Origin of the sequence: Mesorhizobium sp. ESP-6-4, from assembly GCF_020164735.1 — a bacterium.
Taxonomy (GTDB): domain Bacteria; phylum Pseudomonadota; class Alphaproteobacteria; order Rhizobiales; family Rhizobiaceae; genus Mesorhizobium.
This window is the reverse complement of record NZ_JAIUGS010000001.1, coordinates 446,963-469,956: the sequence shown is the minus strand read 5'-3', so window position 1 is coordinate 469,956 and position 22,994 is coordinate 446,963. Positions and strand designations below refer to the sequence as shown.

General features: G+C 64.5%; 17 protein-coding genes. 10 read left to right on the top strand and 7 right to left on the bottom strand.

Translation table 11 applies throughout. The features are described 5' to 3' along the window. Positions 1–1,929 (bottom strand): autotransporter assembly complex protein TamA, encoded by a 1,929-nt coding sequence (locus LB523_RS02125; protein WP_224600742.1) that lies wholly within the window; start codon positions 1,927–1,929, stop codon positions 1–3. 277 nt (positions 1,930–2,206) lie between these two features. Between LB523_RS02125 and LB523_RS02120 the strand changes: the two genes are divergently transcribed. The 7 genes from LB523_RS02120 to LB523_RS02090 all read left to right on the top strand — a co-directional run bounded on the left by LB523_RS02120 (position 2,207) and on the right by LB523_RS02090 (position 15,076). After that, on the top strand, positions 2,207–7,687 hold the full coding sequence (locus tag LB523_RS02120; protein ID WP_224600741.1) for an alpha-2-macroglobulin family protein: 5,481 nt from the start codon (positions 2,207–2,209) through the stop codon (positions 7,685–7,687). A gap of 196 nt (positions 7,688–7,883) precedes the next feature. Beyond that, a complete protein-coding gene (pbpC, locus tag LB523_RS02115) occupies positions 7,884–9,974 on the top strand; it encodes a penicillin-binding protein 1C (RefSeq protein ID WP_224600740.1) in 2,091 nt (696 codons plus the stop codon). A 225-nt stretch (positions 9,975–10,199) separates the two neighbouring features. After that, the gene (locus tag LB523_RS02110) at positions 10,200–10,913 is read left to right on the top strand and encodes a M15 family metallopeptidase (protein ID WP_224600739.1); all 714 of its coding nucleotides are present in this window, start codon (positions 10,200–10,202) and stop codon (positions 10,911–10,913) included. A gap of 201 nt (positions 10,914–11,114) precedes the next feature. After that, entirely contained in the window at positions 11,115–12,143 is a 1,029-nt protein-coding gene (locus LB523_RS02105) for a sulfate ABC transporter substrate-binding protein (RefSeq protein WP_224600738.1), read from the top strand. Between the two features lie 92 nt (positions 12,144–12,235). Then, positions 12,236–13,087 carry a sulfate ABC transporter permease subunit CysT gene (gene cysT, locus LB523_RS02100; protein ID WP_224600737.1) on the top strand — a complete coding sequence of 284 codons (852 nt, stop codon included), beginning with the start codon at positions 12,236–12,238 and terminating at the stop codon, positions 13,085–13,087. Next, complete coding sequence (cysW, locus tag LB523_RS02095; RefSeq protein ID WP_224544882.1) at positions 13,080–13,964, top strand: sulfate ABC transporter permease subunit CysW; 885 nt, start codon at positions 13,080–13,082, stop codon at positions 13,962–13,964. The genes cysT and cysW overlap by 8 nt, the downstream gene beginning before the upstream one ends. A gap of 71 nt (positions 13,965–14,035) precedes the next feature. Continuing rightward, the gene (locus LB523_RS02090; protein WP_224600736.1) at positions 14,036–15,076 is read left to right on the top strand and encodes a sulfate/molybdate ABC transporter ATP-binding protein; all 1,041 of its coding nucleotides are present in this window, start codon (positions 14,036–14,038) and stop codon (positions 15,074–15,076) included. A 15-nt stretch (positions 15,077–15,091) separates the two neighbouring features. On the opposite strand, the gene LB523_RS02085 is transcribed toward LB523_RS02090, so the two are convergent. Together LB523_RS02085 and LB523_RS02080 are read right to left on the bottom strand one after the other, a co-directional pair. Continuing rightward, positions 15,092–15,490, bottom strand: a complete 399-nt coding sequence (locus tag LB523_RS02085) for a type II toxin-antitoxin system VapC family toxin (RefSeq protein ID WP_224600735.1) — start codon at positions 15,488–15,490, stop codon at positions 15,092–15,094. Then, complete coding sequence (locus LB523_RS02080) at positions 15,490–15,762, bottom strand: antitoxin (RefSeq protein ID WP_224600734.1); 273 nt, start codon at positions 15,760–15,762, stop codon at positions 15,490–15,492. Before LB523_RS02080 ends, LB523_RS02085 begins: the two co-directional genes overlap by 1 nt. 234 nt (positions 15,763–15,996) lie before the next feature. Between LB523_RS02080 and LB523_RS02075 the strand changes: the two genes are divergently transcribed. From LB523_RS02075 to LB523_RS02065, 3 genes are all read left to right on the top strand, one after another. Further along, the gene (locus tag LB523_RS02075) at positions 15,997–16,983 is read left to right on the top strand and encodes a sulfate ABC transporter substrate-binding protein (RefSeq protein ID WP_224600733.1); all 987 of its coding nucleotides are present in this window, start codon (positions 15,997–15,999) and stop codon (positions 16,981–16,983) included. A 247-nt stretch (positions 16,984–17,230) separates the two neighbouring features. Next, positions 17,231–17,680: an RrF2 family transcriptional regulator gene (locus LB523_RS02070; RefSeq protein WP_040984137.1), complete on the top strand. Its 450-nt coding sequence runs from the start codon at positions 17,231–17,233 to the stop codon at positions 17,678–17,680. An 89-nt stretch (positions 17,681–17,769) separates the two neighbouring features. After that, on the top strand, positions 17,770–18,909 hold the full coding sequence (locus LB523_RS02065) for a hypothetical protein (protein WP_224544884.1): 1,140 nt from the start codon (positions 17,770–17,772) through the stop codon (positions 18,907–18,909). Positions 18,910–18,921: 12 nt separating this feature from the next. Here LB523_RS02065 and LB523_RS02060 read toward each other — a convergent pair whose 3' ends face one another. The 4 genes from LB523_RS02060 to LB523_RS02045 are packed head-to-tail and all read right to left on the bottom strand — an operon-like array spanning position 18,922 to position 22,986. After that, a complete protein-coding gene (locus tag LB523_RS02060) occupies positions 18,922–19,425 on the bottom strand; it encodes a gluconokinase (protein WP_224600732.1) in 504 nt (167 codons plus the stop codon). A 44-nt stretch (positions 19,426–19,469) separates the two neighbouring features. Further along, complete coding sequence (locus tag LB523_RS02055) at positions 19,470–20,468, bottom strand: ABC transporter permease (RefSeq protein ID WP_224600731.1); 999 nt, start codon at positions 20,466–20,468, stop codon at positions 19,470–19,472. After that, positions 20,465–21,445: an ABC transporter permease gene (locus LB523_RS02050; protein WP_224600730.1), complete on the bottom strand. Its 981-nt coding sequence runs from the start codon at positions 21,443–21,445 to the stop codon at positions 20,465–20,467. Before LB523_RS02050 ends, LB523_RS02055 begins: the two co-directional genes overlap by 4 nt. After that, positions 21,442–22,986 carry a sugar ABC transporter ATP-binding protein gene (locus LB523_RS02045; RefSeq protein ID WP_224600729.1) on the bottom strand — a complete coding sequence of 515 codons (1,545 nt, stop codon included), beginning with the start codon at positions 22,984–22,986 and terminating at the stop codon, positions 21,442–21,444. The genes LB523_RS02050 and LB523_RS02045 overlap by 4 nt, the downstream gene beginning before the upstream one ends. Between the last annotated feature and the right edge of the window lie 8 nt (positions 22,987–22,994).

Below are 22,994 nucleotides of genomic sequence, written 5' to 3'. Positions count from 1 at the left end.
TCAGAACGCCTGGCCGATGCCGGCATAAATGCCGAAATGCGGATCGCCCGGATCGCGGTTGAGCGGCACGGCAGCGTCGATGCGCAACGGCCCGAAGGGAGTAATATAGCGCAGGCCGACGCCGGCGCCCACCTTCACATTCGAGAAATCGGGGAAGGATTTGGTCGAGACCGTGCCGGCATCGACGAAGGGCACGATGCCGATCGTGTCGGTGATGCCGATGCGCATCTCGACCGAGGTCTCGAAGAAGGAGAGGCCGCCGATCGGCTGGCCGTTAATATCCTTCGGGCCGATGCCCTGATAGGCATAGCCGCGTACCGAGCCGCCGCCGCCGGAATAGAAGCGCCGGTCGGCCGGCACGTTCTGCAGCCCGGTGCCGACGATCGAGCCCAGCGTCGCGCGCTCGGCGAGCACGAACCGGCTTGCCGTGTCGAGCGACTGGTACGTGTAGCCCTCGCCCTTCAGCTTCAGGAACGTCGCGCCATTCAATATGTCGTAGCTCGGCTCGGCATAGGCTAAGAATCGGAATCCCCTGGTCGGGTTCAGCTTGTTGTCGCGGCTGTCATAGACATATTGCAGCGGCACGCTGGCGATCAGATAGGTATGCTTGCCAAAGGCGTCGGTGATCCTCGAATAATCGAGGTCAAATTCGGCCGACACCCTCTGCTTCTTGTCGAGATCGTAGGAAACGCCGACGTCGCCCTTGACCGAGAAATGGTCATAGGCATCGGGGTGTTCGAACACCGTCTTGATGCCGGTGAAGAATTTCGACGTCGGCCCCAGCACGCCCGGCTTCTCGAACATGACGCCGGCATTGTAGTTGAGCGCGGAAAGGCTGTTGCTGCCGATGCCGCTGATCGAGCCGTCGATGCGCAGCTTCTCGGCCTGGCCGAACAGGTTGCGGTGGCCCCAATAGCCTTCGAGCCCCAGGCCTTCCGTATTCGAGAAGCTGCCGCCGACGCCGAAATAGCGCGGCTTCCGCTCGCTCACCTGGACGCCGATCGGAATGTTGCCGTTGGCGTCGAGCCTGTCGCCTTCCTTGATCGTCACGCTGTTGAAGACCTCGAGCCCGAGCAGCCGGTCGCGCGCATCGTCGATCTCCTGCGGCGAATATTGCTGTCCCCGTTTCAGCCCGGTCATGTATTCGGTGAAGTCGCGATCGACCTTTTCCGTGCCCTCGACCGTCGTGTCGCCATAGCCGGCGACCGGGCCGGCGGCCACCGTCAACGTCACGTCCAGCGTCGAGCTGGTGTGCTCGGCGACGATCTCGCGGTTCGTGACCTTGGCAAGCGGCCTGCCCTCTTCCTTCAGCGCCCGCACGATCAGCAGTTCGGCCTTGAGCACCGCGCCTGAACCGGCATCGCCGCCGGCGATCAGGCCGAAATCGGCTGCCGCCAACCCCGCCGCATCGCCCTTCAGCCGGATGTTGCCAAGCGTGAATTTCGCCCCGGGGGAAACCGTTATGACCACCGGAATGGGCTGTGGCCCTTTGAACTCGGCATCCGGCGGCAGTTCGTCGATCGACTTGCCCTCGATCGTGATGGTGACCACGCCTTCGTAGCGGGCATCGGCGTAGAGGGCGGCGACGAGCTGTTCGCGGTCGCCGCGTGCCTTGGCCATCAGGCCGAGCGACCCCGACACCGGATGATCCTCGTCATTTTTCAGCGCCGAGGCGTTTTCGAGCCTCTTGATCAGATCCTTGTCGGCATCAGGCGCATTGATCGTCACCGAGTAGCGCAGCGGATCGACGATGTCGGCATCCTCGTCCTTGGACGAGCCCCAAAGCTTGATGCCGAAAATCTCGAAAGCCGCCGCCTGCCGTACCTCTACGGTCAGCACGGTCGAGCAGACGAGCGCGAAAAGCAGGGCGCGCGGGAGCCCGCGCCCTGGCGCGATCCCCTTTGACATCTGCGTTTCATGCGCCGGCATTAAGACAACCTAGTCGACAAAACTAAAATTGGAATGAAGTTCCGCAACGTTCGTAAAGGGGCCACAATCCAATTGTCTGAAATAGACCGGGCTTGGAATTCACACCTTTTGCATTTTCGCAAGAATGTGTGATCCGTCTCACAGAGGTTCTGTCGAAATACCGGCCTTTGGCCGGCATGGAAACCGTTCGCGGGTGATAAACCTGCGGCGCTCCGGCGTTGACAAGCCTGCACGAAGCTTGATCATGCCCGGACGCTGGCGATGTCTGGAGGGTGGTATGGCAATGCGCGCGGCTCGTGGTCTCTCTTTGCTTCTTCTCATCTTTTTCGCCCTGGGCGGAGCGGCCTTTGCGGCCGAAGCCCGGAGAATCGTGACGACCGATAATTCCGACTATTTCGGCTTCGACCTGAGGTCGGAGCAGAATGTCAGCCTCGACCAGTGCAAGACCGCATGTCTCGGCGATCCCGCCTGCCGCGCCTTCACCTACAACACCAAGGCCAAATGGTGTTTTCTCAAATCCGACTATAACCAGTTGAAATCCTTCACCGGCGCAGTCGCCGGCAAGGTCGCCAATGTCGACGGCGATCCCGATATCGGCGCTCCGCCGGCACTGGCTTTTTTCCCCAACTGGATGGCCGACCAGGCCCAGCAGTTCCGCAACAAGCTGACCGATCCGGCCTATGACAAGCCGACCGAAGGGCTTGCCGCCCTGCAGGCCGCCGCTGAGCAGGCATCGCTTACCGGCGACCATCGTCTTGCCATGCAGAAATACCAGGCCGCGGTCTCGGTGCTGCCCGATGACGGCGCGCTGTGGCTGGCGCTGGCGCGCGAGACGCTTGCCGTGCAGCCGGCGTCGAACACCACTGAACCTTCGACTTTGCCGATGAATGTCACCTCGGCGGCCTTCAACGCCTACAAGCTGGTGCGCACGGCAAAGACTCGTGCCGAGGCGCTGGCGCTGCTTGGCGCCGGCCTCGACAAGCGCGACCTCTACCGGCCCTCGCTGCAGGCCTATGAGGCGAGCCTTGCGCTGGTGAGCTCGCCGGCCGTCCAGGCCGACTATGCCGATCTCAAGGCGCGCAAGGGCTTTCGCGTCGTCGAGCACACTGTCGATGCCGATTCCTCCTCGCCGCGGATCTGCGCCCAGTTTTCCGAGCAACTGGTCAAGACCGGGGTCGATTATTCGCAATTCGTGACGGTGGACAACGCCGCGCCCAAGGCCGTGGAGGCCAAGGACAAGCAGATCTGCGTCGAAGGCCTGGAACACGGCCAGCATTATGACGTGACCTTCCGCGCCGGCCTGCCGTCGGCGATCGGCGAGACGATCGCCGCGCCCGTCGTGCTGTCGATCTACGTCCAGGACCGCGCTCCCTCCGCCCGCTTCACCGGCGACAGCTTCGTGCTGCCGGCCGGGGCGCGCCGCGGCATCCCGGTCGTCACTGTCAACATGAACGCCGCCAAGATGACGCTCTATCGCATTGGCGATCGTTCGCTGGCGCAGCTTCTGTCCGGCTATCAGTTCCTGCATCAGCTCGACGGCTATGACATTTCCACCATTTCCGACCAGATGGGCTCGCCCGTCTGGTCAGGCACGCTCGAAATCGCCAATGATCTCAATAAGGAGGTTACCACTTCGTTCCCGGTGGATGAGGCGATCCCGCAGCGCAAGCCCGGCGTCTATGTGCTGACCGCGCAGCCGGTCGACGACAAGAGCGACGACTATGGTTCACGCGCCACGCAGTGGTTCGTCGTCTCCGATATCGGCCTTTCCACCTATACCGGCCAGGACGGCCTCAACGTCTTTGCCCGTTCGCTGGGGTCGGCCAAGCCGATCTCCGGCGCCGAATTGACGCTGCTTGCCAGGAACAACGAGATTCTCGGCACGGCGACCACCGACGCCGAGGGCCACGCCGTCTTCAATCCGGGCCTCACCCGCGGCGAGAACGGCATGGTGCCGGCCGTGCTGATGGCCAAGCAGGGCGACAACGACTTCGTCTTCCTCGACATGGGCAAGGCCGGCTTCGACCTGTCGGATCGCGGCGTCGAGGGGCGCGCCTCGCCAGGCGCCCTCGACGTTTATGCCTGGACGGAGCGCGGCATCTACCGCGCCGGCGAGGACGTTCACGTCGCGGCCCTCGCCCGCGACGGCGCGGCAAAAGCGGTTGAGAACCTGCCGCTCACCTTCATCTTCACGCGTCCAGACGGGGTCGAGAACCGCCGCATAATCAGCAATGGCGAGTCCGCCGGCGGCCACGCCGTCGATCTGCCGCTCGAGGCCAACGCCATGCGCGGCACCTGGACGGTGTCGATCTACACCGATCCCAAGCAGTCACCGGTCGCCAGCCAGATGTTCCTGGTGGAAGACTTCGTGCCGGATCGCATCGAATTCGACCTGACCGCCGACAAGAAGGAGATCGCCCAGGGCGAGACCGCCAACGCCACCGTCGACGGCCGCTTCCTCTATGGCGCGCCGGCCGCGGGCCTCGCGCTTGAAGGCGAGCTGACTTTGTCGACCACAAGCAGTTGGGACAGCTTCAAGGATTTCACCTTCGGCCTGGCCGACGAGCAGTCGAGCGAGCCGACCGTCACGCCTCTCGCCAACCTTCCCTTGGTCGGCGACGACGGCAAGGCGACCTTCCCGGTCACGATCGCCCAGTTGCCGTCGACCACCAAGCTGGTCAACGCCAAGATCACCGTCCGCATGCGCGAGGCCGGCGGCCGCGCCGTCGAGCGCTCGCTCGACATCGGCGTTCGCCCGCAGCGCGACGTCATCGGTATTCGCCCGGATTTCGAGGGCGATGAGGTGCCGCAGGGCGGCACCGCCAAGTTCAGCATCATTGCCATCGACCCGAACGGCAAGCGCGAAGACTTGAAGGGCGCGCAGTGGTCGCTGGTCAAGGTCGAGCGGAACTATCAATGGTACCGTTCCAACAATTCTTGGAACTACGAAGCGGTGAACCTCACCAAGGCCGTTGCCAATGGCGCGGTCGACCTGAAGGCCGATGGCGAGGCGACCGTGTCGCTGCCCGTCGACTGGGGCCGCTACCGGCTCGAGGTCGAGACCGCCGATCCCGACGGTCCGGCGACCAGCTATGAGTTCGATGCCGGCTGGTATGTCGCCTCCACCACCACCGAGACGCCCGATGGCCTGGAGATCGCGCTGGACAAGGACACCTACGCTGCCGGCGAAGTCGCCAAGCTGAAGGTCTCGCCGCATTTTGCCGGCGAGCTTCTGGTCACCATCGGTGCCGAAAAGCTGCTGAAGACCGTCACCGCTTCGGTGCCGGCCGGCGGCAGCACGGTCGACATCCCCGTCGGCGACGACTGGGGCGCCGGCGCCTATGTCACGGCGACCTTGTTCCGGCCCGGCGACGCGCAGGAATCGCGCATGCCGGCCCGCGCCATCGGCATCCAATGGCTATCGGTCGATCCGGGATCGAAGAAGCTGGCGGTCAGCCTGACGCCGCCGGAAAAAACCGTGCCGCGCCAGCAGCTGTCGATCCCGGTCGCCGTCAGCGGCGCTCAGGCCGGCAGCAATGCCTATGTGATGGTGGCTGCCGTCGATGTCGGCATCCTCAACCTCACCAACTACAAGGCGCCCGATCCCGAGGACTGGTTCTTCGGCCAGCGCATGCTGGGGCTGGAGATCCGCGACCTCTACGGACGCCTGATCGATGGCTCGCTCGGCACCATGGGCAAGATACGCACCGGCGGTGATGGGGCGAACATGCAGGCGCAAGGCAGCCCGCCGACGGAAAAGCTGATCGCCTTCTTCTCCGGCCCGGTCGAGCTCGACGCCAATGGCAAGGCGCGGGTCGATTTCGACATCCCGCAGTTCAACGGAACCGTGCGCATCATGGCCGTCGCCTGGACCAAGGATGCGGTCGGCCATGCCCAGACCGACGTCATCGTGCGCGATCCGGTGGTGATCACCGCCGGCCTCCCGCGCTTCCTGGCGCCGGGCGATGCGGCGACCATGCGCCTCGACATCGCCGACACCGACGGCCCGGCCGGCGACTATGCGCTCTCGGTCACCACGACCGGCGACCTGTCGACCGGCGACAAGCCACTGCCCGAGAAGCTGACGCTCGCCCAGGGCAAGCGGCAGTCGCTCTCCTTCCCGCTGGTCGCCAAGACCGCGGGCGACGCCTCGGTCACAGTCAAGCTCGCGCATGCCGACGGCACGGAAGTCGAGCAGACGCTCTATCTGCCGGTGCGCCCGGCGCAGCTTCCGGTCACCAACCGCATGGTTGTCGACCTCAAGCCCAATGGCGGCTCGCTGCGCGTCGACAAGGAACTGCTTGCCGCAAGCGTGCTCGACGGCGCTTCGGTCAGCGTCGGCGTCTCGCAGTCGTCCGCGCTCGACGTGCCGTCGCTTCTGATGTCGCTCGACCGCTACCCCTATGGCTGCGCCGAGCAGACCACCAGCCGCGCCATGCCGCTGCTCTACGTCAACGACATGGCCAAGAGCATCGGCATGGAGAGCGATCCGGACCTGCATGGCCGCATTCAGGATGCCATCTACAAGGTGCTGTCCTACCAGGCGGCAAGCGGTAGCTTCGGCCTCTGGGGGCCGGGCTCCGGCGATCTGTGGCTCGACGCCTATGTCACGGAGTTCCTGACCCGGGCGCGCGAGCAGAAGTACGATGTGCCGGCGCTGGCCATGAACCAGGCGCTCAACAACCTGCAGAACGCACTCGGCTACGACCAGGACGTCCAGGACAAGGGCAGCGAGATCGCCTATGCGCTCTACGTGCTCGCCCGCAACAAGAAGGCCTCGATCGGCGACCTGCGCTATTATGCCGACACGCAGCTCGAAGCCTTCTCCAGCCCGATGGCCGTCGCCCAGTTGGCGGCAAGCCTGGCGCTCTATGGCGACGCGCAGCGTTCGGAAGCCACCTTCCAGACGGCGCTCAGGCTGGCGAAGTCGGAAACCGACTACGACTACTACCGCTCGGACTACGGCTCGCGGCTGCGTGACGGCGCGGCGATGCTGGCGTTGGCGGCGGAATCGAAGCCGGTGCCGAGCATCATGCCGCAGCTGATCAAGCTGGTGGGCGTGGCACGCGCGGACGCCCGCTGGACGAGCACGCAGGACGAATCCTGGATGCTGCTGGCCGCGCGGGCGCTGAAGGAAGGCAATGATTCCATCACGCTTTCCGTCAACGGCGCGCCGCATTCGGGCGGCTATTCAGACCAGGTCGCCGGCAGCGAGCTTGTCGACAGCCCCCTCACCATCGCCAACACCGGCGCGACGCCGCTGCAGGCGGTGGTGACCGCGGTTGCCGCGCCGGTCGAGCCGCTGCCGTCCGGCGGCGACGGTTTCACCATCGCGCGCACTTATTACAAGCTCGACGGCACCGAGGCCAACGTCACCGAGGCCAAGCAGAACGAACGCTACGTGGTCGTGCTCAAGGTCTATGAGCAGAACAAATGGCCGTCGCGGCTCCTGATCACCGACCTGTTGCCGGCCGGCTTCGAGATCGACAATCCGAGCCTGGTTTCCAGCGCGCAACTATCGAACTTCTCCTGGCTGGCGCAAACCGACGCCGCGCATCTGGAGTTCCGCAACGACCGCTTCGTCGCCGCTTTCAATCCGAACGAAGGCGACGGCGACCGCAACATCACGCTGGCCTATGTCGTGCGCGCCGTGACGCCGGGCACCTACGCCCATCCGGCGGCGACGGTGGAGGACATGTACCGGCCGCAATATTCGGCCCGCACCGCCACCGGCGTGATGGAGGTGAAGGCCGAGTAAGGAGCCGGACGATGGCGCTGCCCCTCATCCGCCTGCCGGCACCTTCTCCCCCTGTAGTGACGGGGAGAAGGGGACCGTCACGATTGTTGGCCACTTTCCTGCAGCGTTGGAAATTGGCGAAAGCCTCTGCGCAGCCCCCTTTCTCCCCGTCACTATACGGGGAGAAATGCCCGGCAGGGCAATGAGGGGCAGCGCCATGCTCTCGAGGAAATTCCTGCGTCGAACAGCCATCCCCGGGATTTCTCTAGCCGGCTTCGCGGCGCTTTCAGTCGCTGCCCTTTGGGAAATCGACCGCGCTTTCCCGCCGCCGCTGCCGGCAAAGCTGACGGTCTCGACGGAGGTGCAGGACCGCGACGGTCAGCTGCTGCGCGCCTTCGCCACGCCGGACGGCTATTGGCGGCTCGAGACCCGCCTCGACCAGGTCGACCGGCAATTCGTTGACATGCTGGTGGCTTACGAAGACAAGCGCTTCTGGGATCACCGCGGCGTCGATGTCCTGGCGCTTTGCCGTGCCGCCGGCCAGCTCGTCACCAGCGGCCATATCGTGTCCGGCGGCTCGACCTTGTCGATGCAGCTTGCAAGGCTGATCGAGCCGCGCGACAGTCGCAGCCTTGCCTCCAAGCTCAAGCAGATGCTGCGCGCCATCCAGATCGAGCGGCGGCTCACCAAGCAGGAAATCCTCGAGCGCTATCTGACGCTGGCGCCTTATGGCGGCAATCTCGAAGGCGTGCGCGCCGCATCGCTCGCTTATTTCGGCAAGGAGCCGAAGCGGCTTACGGTTTCGGAAGCCGCCCTGCTCGTCGCGCTGCCGCAATTGCCGGAGAAGCGCCGGCCCGACCGCAATCTCGGCATTGCTCATACCGCGCGCGACCGCGTGCTCACCCGTATGGTCTCGGCCGGCCTGCTCGGCGAACGCGAAGCCGCGCGCGCCGCGCTGGACGACGTCTCCGGCCTGCGCAGAAAATTGCCGGCGCTGGCCGCGCATGCTTCCTATGCCATGCTGCCCAGGGCCGTGCCAGGCAAGCCGCTGCAGCTCACCATCCGCAAAAGCGTGCAGCAGGGGCTGGAACAGGTGGCACGAGATGCCGCCAGGAAGCTCGGGCCGAAACTTTCCGTCGCCATGATCATGGCCGATGCGCGCACCGGCGACATTCTGGGCGAGGTCGGCTCGGCCGATTTCTTCGATGCCAGCCGCTCCGGCTGGATCGACATGACCAAGGTGGTACGCTCACCCGGCTCGACGCTCAAGCCCTTCATCTATGGGCTGGCCTTCGAGCAGGGGCTGGTGGCGCAGGAGATGATCATCGAGGACAGCCCCGCCGATTTCGGCGGCTACCGTCCGAAGAATTTCGACATGGGCTACCAGGGTGACGTCTCGATCCGCCAGGCGCTGCAAATGTCTCTCAACGTGCCGGCGATCCGCGTGCTCGACGCCGTCGGTCCGGCACGACTGACCGCGCGCTTTCGCCAGGCAGGCGTCAACCCGATCCTGCCGGTCAACGAAGCGCCGGGCCTGGCGATCGGACTTGGCGGCGTCGGCGTGACCTTGCGCGACCTGGTGCAGCTCTATACGGGGCTGGCCAATGGCGGCAAGATGCATACGCTGCATGACGGCACCGAGCCGGCCGACGCCGAGCGCACCACCGCCACCATTCTCGACGACCAGGCGGCCTGGCAGATCAACGACATCCTGTCCGGCGTGAAGCCGCCGGAAGGCGCCATGCAGCGCGGCATCGCCTACAAGACCGGCACCTCTTACGGCTATCGCGATGCCTGGTCCGTCGGCTTCGACGGCCGCTATGTGCTAGGTGTGTGGGTCGGCCGCGCCGATGCCAGCCCTGTCCCTGGCCTGTCGGGCTATGTCTCGGCAGCACCCATCCTGTTCGAAGGCTTCGTCCGTTCCGGTCTTGCCGGCGTGCCGCTGCCCGGCCGGCCGCCGGGCGTCTTCAACCCCAAGCGCGATGAATTGCCGGTGACGCTCGCCCGCTTCGGCGCCGGCGCCGACGGTCTGGTGCAGGCCACCGCCACCGAGCCGGCGCCGACCATCATCTTCCCGCCCAACGGCGCCCGCGTCGACCTCGGCACCAATTCGGCCGAGGCCACGCCGCTGGTGCTGAAGCTGCAAGGCGGCCGGGCGCCGTTCCGCTGGCTCGCCAACGGCAAGCCGCTCGCCGGCATCGACCGCCGCCGCACCGCGACCTGGCAACCCGACGGCGCCGGCTATTCGACGCTGACGGTGATCGACGCTGTGGGGCGAGCGGCGAGCGTGAAGGTTTTCGTTGAATAGGATGCGGCAAGCGATTCAGGGATTGCGTTTCTCGGCGTGATATCCGGCGCGAGGCCCCCCTCTCTGGCCTGCCGGCCATCTCCCCCTCAAGGGGGGAGATTATTCGCTTCGTGGCCTTCGCTAATCTTCAAAGTTGGAAAGGCGGGCCCAGCGCCGAAACTGCCAATCTCCCCCCTTGAGGGGGAGATGCCCGGTAGGGCAGAGAGGGGGGCCTCGCACCGACTTTTGTCGAGAGCATTCTTCGCAGCGCTTGCGCTAGCAATCGCGAGCCCTCTCTCAGTCCGCGCCGATCCCCTCCCCGCCGGCTTCGTCAGGCTGGCCGACATCGACCCGACCATTCGCCAGGATATCCGCTACGCCGGCCTGGAAAATTTCCTGCACCGCAAAGCCGATGGTTATGAGGCGCCGGTCTGCATCCTGACCGCGCAAGCCGCGAAGGCGCTGTCCAGCGTCCAGAAAGCCATGACCGCCAAAGGCCTGACGCTGGTCGTCTTCGACTGCTACCGCCCGGCGCGAGCGGTTGCCTATATGGGCAAGTGGACAAGAGACGGCGGCCGGCCTGACCCGCAATGGTATCCGACCGCCGAGCGTGGCGATCTCATCGCCAAAGGCTATATCGGCGAGTTCTCCAGCCATTCTCGAGGTTCGACGGTGGACCTTGCCATCGCCGAGCCCGGCAATAAAAGCGCGGTTCATCCGGCCTGCGGTGCGCCGGACGGCGACACGCTCGACTTCGGCACCGGTTTCGACTGCTTTGACCCAAAGAGCGAAACCGCCAGCGCCTTGATCGGCGCCGAAGCCACCGCAAACCGCAAGACGCTGCTGACCGCAATGCACGCCGCCGGCTTTCGCAACTATGCACGCGAATGGTGGCACTTCACCCTGGCAAAAGAGCCTTTCCCAAAACAGCGCTTCGATTTCCCGGTTAACGCCAATTGAGGCGCCCGGGGTTGTCATCACCCTGACCGCTTCTAATTAGGGCCGGCGGATGAAGCCCTGCGGCCGCTGGCTGAGGAAGTTATTTCCTCAACCGGCCCAAGCTCGGCGAAAAATTGCTTCGAGGAGATGAAAAAGGCAACATTCAATGCATCTAAATTCTATAAACTCGGTAGAGTTCGCAGCAGTTCAACGGAGGCCGGAATGACCAAACCTCATTTCAGGAAACTGCTCGGCGCGCTGGTCGCCACGTCTGTCCAGTTCGGCACACTCGGTTTCGCGTTTGCCGATACGACCATTCTGAATGTGTCCTATGACCCGACACGTGAACTCTACAAAGCCTATGACGAGGCGTTCGCCGCGCACTGGAAGGCTGAGACCGGCGAAACAGTCACCATCCAGCAGTCGCATGGCGGTTCCGGCGCGCAGGCCCGGGCGGTGATCGACGGCCTCGACGCCGACGTCGTCACGCTGGCGCTCGAAGGCGATATCAACGCCATCGTCTCGAAGACGAAGAAGATCAACCCGGATTGGCGCTCGAAGTTCGAGAACAACTCGGCACCTTACACCTCGACCATCATCTTCCTGGTGCGCAAGGACAATCCCAAGGGCATCCACGACTGGAGCGATCTGGTGAAGGACGGCGTCCAGGTGATCACGCCGAACCCGAAGACGTCCGGCGGCGCGCGCTGGAACTATCTTGCTGCCTGGGCCTATGCAAACGCCAATGACGGCAATGACGAAGCCAAGACCAAGGAGTTCGTCGGCAAGCTTTATGCGAACGTCCCGGTCCTCGATACCGGCGCGCGCGGCTCGACGGTGACCTTCGCGCAGAAGGGCCTGGGCGATGTGCTGATCGCCTGGGAGAATGAAGCCTATCTCGCGCTCGACGAATTCGGCGCCGACAATTTCGACATCGTCTACCCGCCGACCTCGATCCTGGCGGAACCGCCGGTCGCGGTCGTCGACGCCAATGTCGACGCCAAGGGCACGCGCAAGGTCGCGGAGGCCTATCTGGGATGGCTCTATTCCAAGGAAGCGCAGACCATCATCGCCAAGAACCACTATCGCCCGGCCAAGCCCGACCTGGTGCCGGCCGAGGACCTTGCCAAGCTGCCGGCAATCAAGCTGGTCACCATCGACGACCCGCAGTTCGGCGGCTGGAAGAAAGCGCAGCCTTACCATTTCGGCGACGGTGGTATATTCGACCAGATCTACAAGCCGGCGCAGTGAGGCCGGACGGCCGGTGAGCCTCGGGCATGCCGGCCGGATGCGACTGCGCAAAAGCCATTCTGGTTTGAATAGAAGGGACGATCCAGAACAGCATGACCACAGCACCCGTCAAGGCGGGGTGGCGATTCAGGCAGCCGAGTGTCATTCCGGGTTTCGGACTGACGCTCGGCTTCTCGCTTGCCTACCTCACGCTCATCATCCTCATTCCGCTTTCGGGGCTGGTCTGGCGCTCGGCCGCGCTCGGCTGGGCCGATTTCTGGGCAATCGCCGCTGACCGGCGCACCCTCAACGCGCTGAAGATAAGCTTCGGCACCGCCTTCCTGGCGGCTGTCGTCAACGTCGTGTTCGGCACCATCGTCGCCTGGGTGCTGGTCCGCTACCGTTTCCCTGGACGCCGCATCGCGGACGCGATGGTCGACCTGCCCTTTGCCCTGCCCACGGCCGTGGCCGGCATCGCGCTCACCACGCTCTATGCGCCGAACGGCTGGATCGGTCATCTCCTGATGCCGCTCGGCATCAAGGTCGCCTACACGCCGCTCGGTATCGTCGTCGCGCTGGTGTTCATCGGCCTGCCCTTTGTCGTGCGCACCGTCCAGCCGATCATGGAAGAGATCGACAAGGAGGTCGAGGAAGCAGCCGCCACGCTCGGCGCCAGCCGTTTCCAGATCATCACCCGCGTGCTTTTCCCAGGCCTGGCGCCGGCGATCATCACCGGCTTTTCGCTCGCCTTCGCGCGCGGCGTCGGCGAATACGGCTCGGTCATCTTCATCGCCGGCAACCTGCCCTTCAAGTCCGAGATCGCGCCGCTTCTCATCGTGATCAGGCTCGAGGAATACAATTACGAGGCGGCGACTGCGATCGCCGCGATCATGCTGGCCCTGTCCTTCGTAATGCTTTTGGTGGTCAATCTCGTCCAGACATGGAGCCGCAAGCGCTATGGCTGATCCCGAGATCAAATCCTACGAGCCGCATCACGAGAGCCAGTCGGCCGCGGTGACCGAAAGCCGGCCCGTCAAGGCCGTGCTGATGGCCATCGCCTTCGCCTTCCTTGCAGTCTTCCTGCTTTTGCCGCTGATCGTCGTCTTTCATGAGGCGCTTGCCAAAGGCATCGGCGCCTACACGGAAGCCCTTTCCAGCCCCGATACGCGCTCCGCCATCCGCCTGACGTTGCTTGTGGCGGCGATCTCGGTGCCGCTCAACGTCGTCTTCGGCATCTCTGCCGCCTGGGCCATCGCCAAGTTCGAATTCAAGGGCAAGGCGTTCCTGACCACGCTGATCGACCTGCCCTTCTCGGTCTCGCCGGTCATCTCCGGCCTGGTCTATGTGCTGCTCTTCGGCGCGCAGGGGCTGCTCGGCGCCTGGTTGAAGGCGCATGGCATCGTCATCCTCTTCGCCGTGCCCGGCATCGTGCTGGCCACCATCTTCGTCACCTTCCCCTTCGTCGCCCGCGAGCTCATCCCGCTGATGCAGGAACAGGGCAATGGCGACGAAGAGGCGGCGCTTTCGCTGGGCGCCAGCGGCTGGCAGGCCTTCTGGTATGTGACGCTGCCCAACGTCAAATGGGGACTGCTCTATGGCGTGCTTCTGTGCAATGCGCGCGCTATGGGCGAGTTCGGCGCGGTCTCGGTGGTTTCGGGCCACATACGCGGCCTCACCAACACCATGCCGCTGCATGTCGAGATCCTTTATAACGAATACAACGCCGTCGGCGCCTTTGCCGTCGCTTCGCTGCTGGCCGGCCTGGCGCTGGTGACGCTGGTCTTGAAAACGCTTTTGGAGATGCGCTACGGCGCCGAGCTTGCCGCGACACGCGGACACTGAACACTACCTGTCGCCCGAGAGTGCCTGGCAGTTTGGGAACACCGACAGCATCAACGAACCGAGGGATTTGCATGGAAGTTCGCGTCGTCAACGTGCGCAAGGAGTTCGAGCGGTTTCCAGCGCTCCACGACGTATCGCTCGACATCAGGTCTGGCGAGCTCATCGCGCTGCTCGGGCCGTCCGGCTCCGGCAAGACGACTCTGCTTCGGCTCATCGCCGGCCTGGAACGGCCGACCAAGGGCGCGATCTTCTTCGGCGACGAGGACGCCTCGCAGAAGTCGATCCAGGAGCGCAATGTCGGCTTCGTCTTCCAGCATTACGCGCTGTTCCGCCACATGACGGTTGCCGACAACATCGGCTTCGGCCTGAAGGTCCGGCACGGCGCCGCAAGGCCGTCGGGGCAGGAAATCCGCCGCCGGGCGCTGGAACTGCTCGATCTCGTCCAGCTGTCGGGACTGGAGAAACGCTACCCCGCTCAGCTTTCAGGCGGCCAGCGCCAGCGCGTCGCGCTCGCCCGAGCCATGGCAATCGAGCCCAAGGTGCTTTTGCTCGACGAACCGTTCGGCGCGCTTGACGCGCAGGTTCGCCGCGAGCTGCGCCGCTGGCTGCGCGAGATCCACGACCGCACCGGCCACACCACCGTCTTCGTCACGCATGACCAGGAAGAAGCGCTGGAGCTCGCCGACCGCGTCGTGGTCATGAGCCAGGGCCGCATCGAGCAGGTCGGCACCGCCGACGATATCTACGACACGCCGAACTCGCCCTTCGTCTACTCCTTCATCGGCGAGTCGAGTTCGCTGCCGGTCAAGGTCGAGAACGGCGAGGTGTGGATCGCCGACCGGCCGATCGGGCTCTCGGCGCCGCACGAGCCGTCCGGCGAGGCAGTCCTCCACTTCCGTCCGCATGACGTCGACCTGGTCGACGGCTGCAGCGGCTGCATCGCCGGCACGGTTGCCGCCAGCCGCCGCGTCGCCGGCACCAGGCGCGTCGAGCTCGAGATCGGCGGTGAGCGCCAGCGCGTCGAGATCGAGCTGCCGGTCGACCACCCCGCGGCGCAGAAGAGCCGGGTGGCTTTCAGGCCGCGGCGCTGGAAGCTTTTCCCGGCGGCGTGATCGTCGCGCCCGGCGCTACTCCAACCAGTTCTCGAGCTTCAGCCTGCCGATCCGGCTGAACTCGGCCATGTTGGCCGTCACCAGCGTGGAACCTGACGCGCAAGCGTGAGCAGCGATAAAGAGGTCGTTGTGGCCGATGGTCTCGCCCCTGCCTTCGAGTTCGGCGCGCAGCGCGCCATACTCGGCATCCGCCGGCACATCGAGCGGCAGGACCAGAATCTCGGCCAGCAGTTCCTCGACCTTCTTGAGCAACTTGGCCGATCCCTTCCTGGCGCAGCCATACCGCAGTTCCGAAGCGACGACGATGCTGGTGCACACGGCAGCGTCCCCCTCGCGCGCCATCGCATTGGCGGCCTTGCCGGTCGGGTTTCTGATCATGTCGCTTATGATGTTTGTGTCGAGCATGAACCGCATCAAAAAATGTCCTCGCGTCCGACAGGACTATCCTTGATCTCGGGGAAGTCATCCTCAGGACCGAGCGGGGCTTCCTTCGCCCACTGGGCGAGCAGCGCCGTGAGACCTGATTTACGAATGGGCTCGATGACAAGACGGTCGCCCTCGCGGCTGATCAGGACCTTGTCGCCGGGGAGTTCGAACTCGACTGGAATCCGCACCGCCTGGCTGCGGTTGTTGCGGAACAGCTTTGCCTCTTTCGGCGGCGTCGCTGCATGGCGTTGTTGGCTCATCACGACATTCCCTTGTATATGCCATATGTATATGCCAAGGCGCCGAAGCGCAATCTTTTTGCCTATGGATATCGCCCCACACAATGACTCTTGCTGGAAAGAAATCCTAACAACCGACTGTTCCGGCGGTGACTTTTCTCACCTGACGCCGTCTAACCGGCGCGCGTGTCTCGCCGCTCAACAGCGCCACGGCTATCATCGGCCGTTGCCATATTTTCCTTGGAGCCCGTTTTCATGAAGCGTCTGTTGCTCGGCATCGCGGCTGTTGCCGGTCTCCTCCTCGCGTCCTCCCAAGCCTGGTCGGCCGACAAGCTTTTGAATGCATCCTATGACGTTGGCCGCGAGTTGTTCGCCGACATCAACAAGGCCTTCATCGCCAAGCACCCCGGCGTCGCGATCGACCAATCGCACGCCGGCACCTCGGCGCAGGCGCGCGCGATCGCCGAAGGCCTTGGCGCCGATGTCGTCACCTTCAACCAGGTCACCGATGTCGACTTCCTGGTCAAGAAGGGCCTCGTCTCGGCCGACTGGCAGAAGAATTTCCCGGACAACGCCTCGCCCTTCTATTCGCTGCCGTCCTTCCTGGTGCGCGCCGGCAATCCCAAGCATATCAAGGACTGGAACGATCTGGTGCGCGACGACGTGCAGGTGATCTTCCCGAACCCGAAGACATCCGGCAATGCGCGCTACACCTATCTCGCCGCCACCGCCTACGCCAAGGAAGCCTTCAAGGGCGACGACGCCAAGGTGAAGGAGTTCATCGCCAAGCTCTTCAACAACGTGCCGATCTTCGACACCGGCGGCCGCGCCGCCACCACCACTTTCGTTCAGCGCGAGATCGGCGACGTGCTGATCACCTTCGAGTCTGAGACGCGCGGCATTCGCAAGGAGTATGGCGACGACAAGTTCGAGCAGGTCACGCCTTCGGTCAGCCTGCTGGCCGAGTTCCCCGTAGCGGTCGTCGACAAGGTCGCCGACGAGCATGGCAGCCGCGATCTCGCCAAGACCTATCTCGACTTCCTCTATACGCCGGAGGGCCAGGAGATCGCCGCCGCGAACGGCTTGCGGGTTCGCGACGCGACGGTCGCCGCCAAGCACAAGGCGGACTTCCCGGATGTCCGGCTGCTGACCGTGGAGGAGGTCTTTGGCGGCTGGGACAAGGTGCAGAAAGAGCATTTCGCCGCCGGCGGGCTGCTCGATCAGGCCTACGGCAGCCGTTGAAAAGCTCCGCAATCAGGAAGAGCAAGAAAGCCGGCTTTGCCGGCTTTCTTCATGTAAGCGGGCGGCACGAGTTCGCGGGGAAATCCCAACCCCCAATGTGAAAAACGTTACGAAGAATCAACGCGTTTGTGCCTAAGCTGTGGTGCGAATTATTGGGCCAGGCGGCGTCAGGCGGTCAAACTGTCATGATTTGCACACAAACAACCGCCAGATGCAGGCGCATTGGGGTTGATGAACTGAATCGGGCATGCTGACCAAAAAAGGCAAATACGGCCTCAAGGCCCTCGTGCATCTTTCCGGCCTGCCGGCTGGCCAGCTTGCATTCGTCAACGACATCGCCGTCGCCAACAACATCCCGAAGAAATTCCTGGATGCGATCCTGGGCGAGCTGCGCAATGCCGGTTTCGTCCAGAGCCGCAAGGGCAAGGAAGGCGGTTACCGCCTCGCCCGTCCCGCTTCCGAGATCAAGATCGGCCATGTCGTGCGCGTGCTCGACGGGCCGCTGGCGCCGATCCCTTGCGCCAGCCGCACGCAATACCAGCGCTGCGAGGATTGCGACGAGGCCACCTGCCAGGTCCGCCATATGATGCTGGAAGTGCGCCAGGCGATCGCCGAGGTGCTCGACAACCGCAGCCTCGCCGCCATGCGCGACGCCGACAACGACGATTTCCCGGCGGAGCTCACCTCTCAGATTTGAAGCGACCCGGCCCTGACGGCAGTCCCGTCGGTTGCTTGTCTGCTTTCCACGCAGTAAAGCGGCTGGAGGATGAAACGGGGCTCTGACGCATGAGGCTGCCTTGGCTTGGCAATTCCCGTAAGGCCAGCCGGCAATCATCGTCGAACGACATCTATCATACCGAGATCACGGCCGATGTGCCGGTGCGCGGCGAGTCCGTTCGCTTCTTCAGCCGCAAGGTGGTGCGCCCCGGCAAATTGCGTCGCTTCACCAATCGGGATCCGCGCGAGAGCCTGTTGTCCTGTTTCTATCTCGGCGTCGCGGCGATGCTGCCGGTCTCCTGGTGGAGCTCGATCTGCGGCTGGGTGTCCAGGCTCAGGCGCAAGCGCCACTTCCGCAAGGAGTTTGCCCGTTACGACGTCGCGGTGAAGGCCGTGCTCGGCAATACCGTCGACACGAAAAGCATGTTCGAGGCGCAACTCGCCGCCGTTCACCGCCGGCGGCTGACGCTTGCGGCGCATCTCGTCGCCGGCTGGCGCTGGTCGCCGGCGATCCGGCTCGAAGGCCTCGAGGCTCTGCAACAAGCCCTGCGCAATGGGCGCGGCGCCATCGTGTGGTGCGACCAGTTCACGGCGCAGACGATCATGGGCAAGCGCGCCCTGCATGAGGCCGGCGTCGATGCCCATCAGGTGAGCGCACGCTACCACGGCTTCTCGCCGAGCAAGTTCGGCCTGCGCGTGATCAACCCGCCGCTGGTCAGGCTCGAGAACCGGTTCCTGAAAAGCCGGATCGTCTTTGAGCGCACCGACGCCTATCAGGTCACCACGCGTATCCAGAAGGTGCTGAAAGCAAACGGCGTGGTGCTGATGACCAACACCGTCTATGCCGGCTCCGCCTTCACCGAGGCCGCCATGGGCGAGCGCGGCTGGACCCACCTCGCCTCGGCCCCGGCAAACTTCGCCGCGCGCGCCGGCGCTGCGCTGTTTCATATGGCGACCATCGAGACGGCGCCCTTTCGCGAATATAGGGCGATCGTCAAAGAACTGAGAGCGACGCCAGAGGCGCCAGCATCGCCTGCCAAGGACATGACAGGGAAGAACCTCGTCGTTCAGGCGGGATTTATCCTGTCGAAGCGCGACCGGATGCTGGAGACGCTCAAACTCTGTCCTGAACAGATGATGGCCTGGTCGAGCGCCGTGCGGCTGACCGAGCAGCCAGCCGAAGCCGCGATCGGCAACGACGAAGCCTGATTACCAACTGATCTAGCGGATGATCTCTTGCAGGATTCCCGCTACACTTCGCGTTCCGTCGACCGTCACGGCTCGTTCATCCGCCGCAGGCTCCTCCAGCGTGGCGAACTGGCTGTCGACGAGGCTGGCGGGCATGAAATGGCCCTTGCGATCGGCGACCCGTCGCCATGCGGTCTCCCGATCGATCTTCAGATAGAGGAAGACTGTGTCGGGGCAGAAGCGGCTCAGCCGGTCGCGATAGCTTCGCTTCAGCGCCGAGCACGCCGCCACCGCCTTCCGCCCATCGGCAACCGAGGTCGCGATATGCTCGCCTATGGCGTCGAGCCAGCCCGCGCGCAAAGCATCGGTCAGCGGCTCGCCGCGCGCCATGCGCGCCACGTTCTCCGGCGGATGCAGCAGGTCTCCTTCGATGAAGTCGGCGCCCAGCGCCTTGGCGAGCGCCTCGCCGACGGCGGTCTTGCCGCAGCCGGCAACGCCCATGACGACGATGGCGGGCGCCGTCCGAAGATCGTTCATGCCAGGCTCCGGGGTCTGCGGTCTTGCGCTCGCCTCATTTACCGTCAGCGGCTTGCCGGCGCGCGCCCGTAAAGCAGGAGCATGGCGACGATGACGACGCCATAGATGATCTGCCGCCCCGCTTCCGGCATCTGCATGACCGAGAGGATGGATTGCAGGAGCGTGATCAGGATCACGCCGGCCACCGTGCCGAGATAGGAGCCGCGCCCGCCCAGGATCGATGTGCCGCCCAGGACAACCGCCGCGATCGACGGCAGGAGATAGGCATCGCCCATGGACTGCGCCGCCTTGGATGCATAGCCCGCCAGAAGCACGCCGCCAAAGGCCGACAGCCCGCCGGAGACGGCGAAGGCGATCATGACGATGCGACGCGTATCGATGCCGGACAGGTAGGCGGCGCGCTCACGGTTGCCGATGCCGTAAACGGCGCGGCCGAAGCTTGTGCGGGTCAGCGCGAAGACCATCGCGGCGCCGATCAGCACCCAGATGATGACGGCATTGGGAACGCCTGGGATGGTGAAACCGGTTGCCAGGTAGCGCATCGCCGCGGTCGCCGAATCCTGTGGCGAGAAGCCGCCGGTGTAGACCACCATCAGCCCTTGCGCCACGGCATTGGTGGCTAAAGTAATGATCATCGAGGGGATGCGCAGATAGGCGACACCGATGCCGTTGATGATGCCTATCGCCACGCCGCACAGGACGCCGAAGGGGATGGCGAGAGCAACGCCGATCGGCCCGTAGGCCGCGGCCGCGCAGGCCATCATGGCGCCGGCGGCCACGGCCCATGGCACGGAAAGGTCGATCTGGCCAAGCAGGATGACCAGCATCATGCCGGTGGCGATGACGCCGAGGAAAGACGCGACCTTCAACTGCTGCAGGAGATATTCCGGCGACAGGAAGTTGCGCGAATAGAGGCTGCCGAGCAGAAGCAGGACCACGATGCAGGCAAAGGCCGTCAGCACTGCCGGGTCGGCGCGCCGGATGAATTTGGGCATGCGGCCGGCAATGCCGCCGATGATGCCGCCATGCGTCGTTTCGCTCACAGGAACCACTCCAGCCGGTTGCGTACCCGAAACAGCGCGAAGGCGCCAAGGCTGACCGCGATCAACAGGATAACGCCCTGGAACAGCGGCTGCCAGAGCGGATCGAAATCGAAGACGAACAAGAGGTCGCCTATGGTGCGAAAGGCAAGCGCCCCGAAGATCGCGCCGATGGCGCTGCCCTTGCCGCCGAACAGCGACACGCCGCCGAGCACGACGGCGGCGATCGAAAACAGCGTGTAGGCATTGCCGCTGGCATAGGCCGCCTCTCCCGTATAGGTGAAGAAGGTCAGGAACAGTCCGCCGATCGCCGCAAGCAGGCCGGCAAGCGTATAAGCCAGCAACTTGCCTCTGCGGATCGGCACCCCGGACATGTAGGCCGCCGTCTCCGACGAGCCCGCGGCATAAGCGGCGCGCCCAAGTTCGGAGCGACTGAATGGCACCCAGACGACAAGCACGATGACGAGCAGCGCCACGAGGCTCGCAGGCACGATGCCGAAGAAACGCCCGGTCAGGAAATCGGCAAGGTCCTCGTTGACCGAACCACCGGGAACGGGGCGCAAAAGCAAGGCCAGGCCGAAATAGACGGCGCCCGTGGCGATGGTGGCGACGATCGGCTGCAGCCGCCCGTAGATGACGATGGCGCCGTTGACCGCCCCGCTGATGAGCCCGGTGCCCAGCACCGCCAGCACGCCGAACGCCGTTTCCAGGCCGGTGCCGACCACCAGCCATGAAGCCATGCAGTTGGTCAGCGTGAAGATCATGCCGACCGACAGATCGATGCCGGCGGTGATCACCACCAATGTCTGCGCCATCGCGACGAAGGCGAGCAGCACGCCCTTGTTGGCGGCCGTCTGCACGACATTGGCGGTGAAACCTGCCGGATGGTTCGCGCTGTAAATTGCGAACATGACGATGAAGATGCCGAAGGCCAAAAGCGTTCCGCGTTGTTCGGCCAGCCGGTAGCGCCAATCCTTCACGCGTGCTCTCCCTGCCCGATGCGGACATCATCGCCGTGGATGTTGAGCGCGCTGGCGATAAGCGCATGCTCGGTGAGCCCCGCGCCGACCAGCTCGCGCTTGACCGCGCCGTCATAGAGCACGAGCACGCGGTCGCAGCAGCCGATCAGCTCGTCATAGTCCGTCGAATAGAACAGGATCGCAGCACCCGCATCGGCGAGGTTGCGCATCAGTTGGTAGAGCTCCTGCTTGGTGCCGACGTCGATGCCGCGCGTCGGATCGTTGAGCAGGATGATGCGCGGCTGCCGCATCAGCCATTTGGCGATCACCACCTTCTGCTGGTTGCCGCCGGAAAGCGCGCCGACCGGAATGTCCAGGCCCGCCGTCTTGATCGCCAGCAGCCCGACCATGTCGTCGATCAGGCGCTGTTCGGCGGCGCGGTCGATGATGCCGGCCTTGGACAACCGGTCGAGTGCTGCAAACGACAGGTTCTCGCGCACCGTCATCGGCAGCATCAGTCCTTCGGTCTTGCGATCCTCGGGGATCAGCGCCATGCCGATGCGGCCGTGGCTGGCCGCGGTCGGGCTGGCGATCGAAACCGGCTTGCCGTCGATCAGCACCTCGCCGCGCAGGCCGCGCAGCACGCCGAAGAAGGCAAGCAGCAATTCGCGCTGGCCCTGCCCATCCAGACCGCCCAGGCCCACAACCTCCCCTGCCCTGACACTCAGCGAAATATTGTCCAGCCGGTCGGCCCAGGAGAGATTGCGCGCCTCGAGCACCGTCGCAGCGGCCGGGGCGGAAGCGGGTTTCGGCGGGAAGATATGGCTGTATTCGCGGCCGATCATCAGCTCGACCACCTCATTGTCGCTCTTCGAGCCGGCGGGGTAGCTGGCGACGTTGCGGCCGTTGCGGAACACCGTGCAATGGTCGGCGAGTTCCGCGATCTCGTTCATGCGGTGCGAGATGTAGAGCAGCGCCAGCCCTTCCGAGCGCAGCCGTTTCAACACCTCGAAGACCTTGGCGACGTCCGCCGCAGTCAGCGCCGAGGTCGCCTCGTCGAGGATCAGGATGCGCGGCTTCCGAGCCAGCGCCTTGGCGATCTCCACCATCTGCCGGCGCGACAGCGGCAGGTCCTTGACCAGCGCGCGGGGATGAATGTCGGAAGCGCCGGCGCGTGTCAGCGCTTCCTCAGCGATCTTTCGCTGCGCCTTGCGGTCGATCATGCCGAAACGCTTGGGTGGATTGGAAATGACGATGTTGTCGGCGACGCTGAGCTCCGGAATCAGCGACAGCTCCTGGAAGATGCAGACGATGCCGGCCTGGTTGGCGGCGGCAGGCGAAGCGAAGGTGACCTCGCTTCCGTCCAGTGTCATGCGCCCTTCATCCGGCGCCACGACGCCGGCCATGACCTTGATCAGCGTCGATTTGCCGGCGCCGTTCTCGCCGAGGATGGCGTGGATGCTGCCGGCGGTGACCGTTAGCTCGGCCTTTTCCAAGGCCCGAACGCCGCCATAGCGCTTGGATATGCCCTCCATGCGGAAGAGCGGAGCCGTGCCGTCCATCAGCCCTC

Excerpts from the sequence above, each read along its gene's own strand:
- LB523_RS02075 (WP_224600733.1), top strand. The coding sequence starts at position 15,997 with ATGAAGCGTCTGTTGCTCGGCATCGCGGCTGTTGCCGGTCTCCTCCTC.
- LB523_RS02060 (WP_224600732.1), bottom strand. The coding sequence starts at position 19,425 with ATGAACGATCTTCGGACGGCGCCCGCCATCGTCGTCATGGGCGTTGCC.
- LB523_RS02065 (WP_224544884.1), top strand. The coding sequence starts at position 17,770 with ATGAGGCTGCCTTGGCTTGGCAATTCCCGTAAGGCCAGCCGGCAATCA.
- LB523_RS02105 (WP_224600738.1), top strand. The coding sequence starts at position 11,115 with ATGACCAAACCTCATTTCAGGAAACTGCTCGGCGCGCTGGTCGCCACG.
- cysT (WP_224600737.1), top strand. The coding sequence starts at position 12,236 with ATGACCACAGCACCCGTCAAGGCGGGGTGGCGATTCAGGCAGCCGAGT.
- LB523_RS02085 (WP_224600735.1), bottom strand. The coding sequence starts at position 15,490 with ATGCGGTTCATGCTCGACACAAACATCATAAGCGACATGATCAGAAAC.
- LB523_RS02045 (WP_224600729.1), bottom strand. The coding sequence starts at position 22,986 with ATGGACGGCACGGCTCCGCTCTTCCGCATGGAGGGCATATCCAAGCGC.
- LB523_RS02080 (WP_224600734.1), bottom strand. The coding sequence starts at position 15,762 with ATGAGCCAACAACGCCATGCAGCGACGCCGCCGAAAGAGGCAAAGCTG.
- LB523_RS02070 (WP_040984137.1), top strand. The coding sequence starts at position 17,231 with ATGCTGACCAAAAAAGGCAAATACGGCCTCAAGGCCCTCGTGCATCTT.
- LB523_RS02120 (WP_224600741.1), top strand. The coding sequence starts at position 2,207 with ATGGCAATGCGCGCGGCTCGTGGTCTCTCTTTGCTTCTTCTCATCTTT.
- LB523_RS02125 (WP_224600742.1), bottom strand. The coding sequence starts at position 1,929 with ATGCCGGCGCATGAAACGCAGATGTCAAAGGGGATCGCGCCAGGGCGC.
- pbpC (WP_224600740.1), top strand. The coding sequence starts at position 7,884 with ATGCTCTCGAGGAAATTCCTGCGTCGAACAGCCATCCCCGGGATTTCT.
- cysW (WP_224544882.1), top strand. The coding sequence starts at position 13,080 with ATGGCTGATCCCGAGATCAAATCCTACGAGCCGCATCACGAGAGCCAG.
- LB523_RS02090 (WP_224600736.1), top strand. The coding sequence starts at position 14,036 with ATGGAAGTTCGCGTCGTCAACGTGCGCAAGGAGTTCGAGCGGTTTCCA.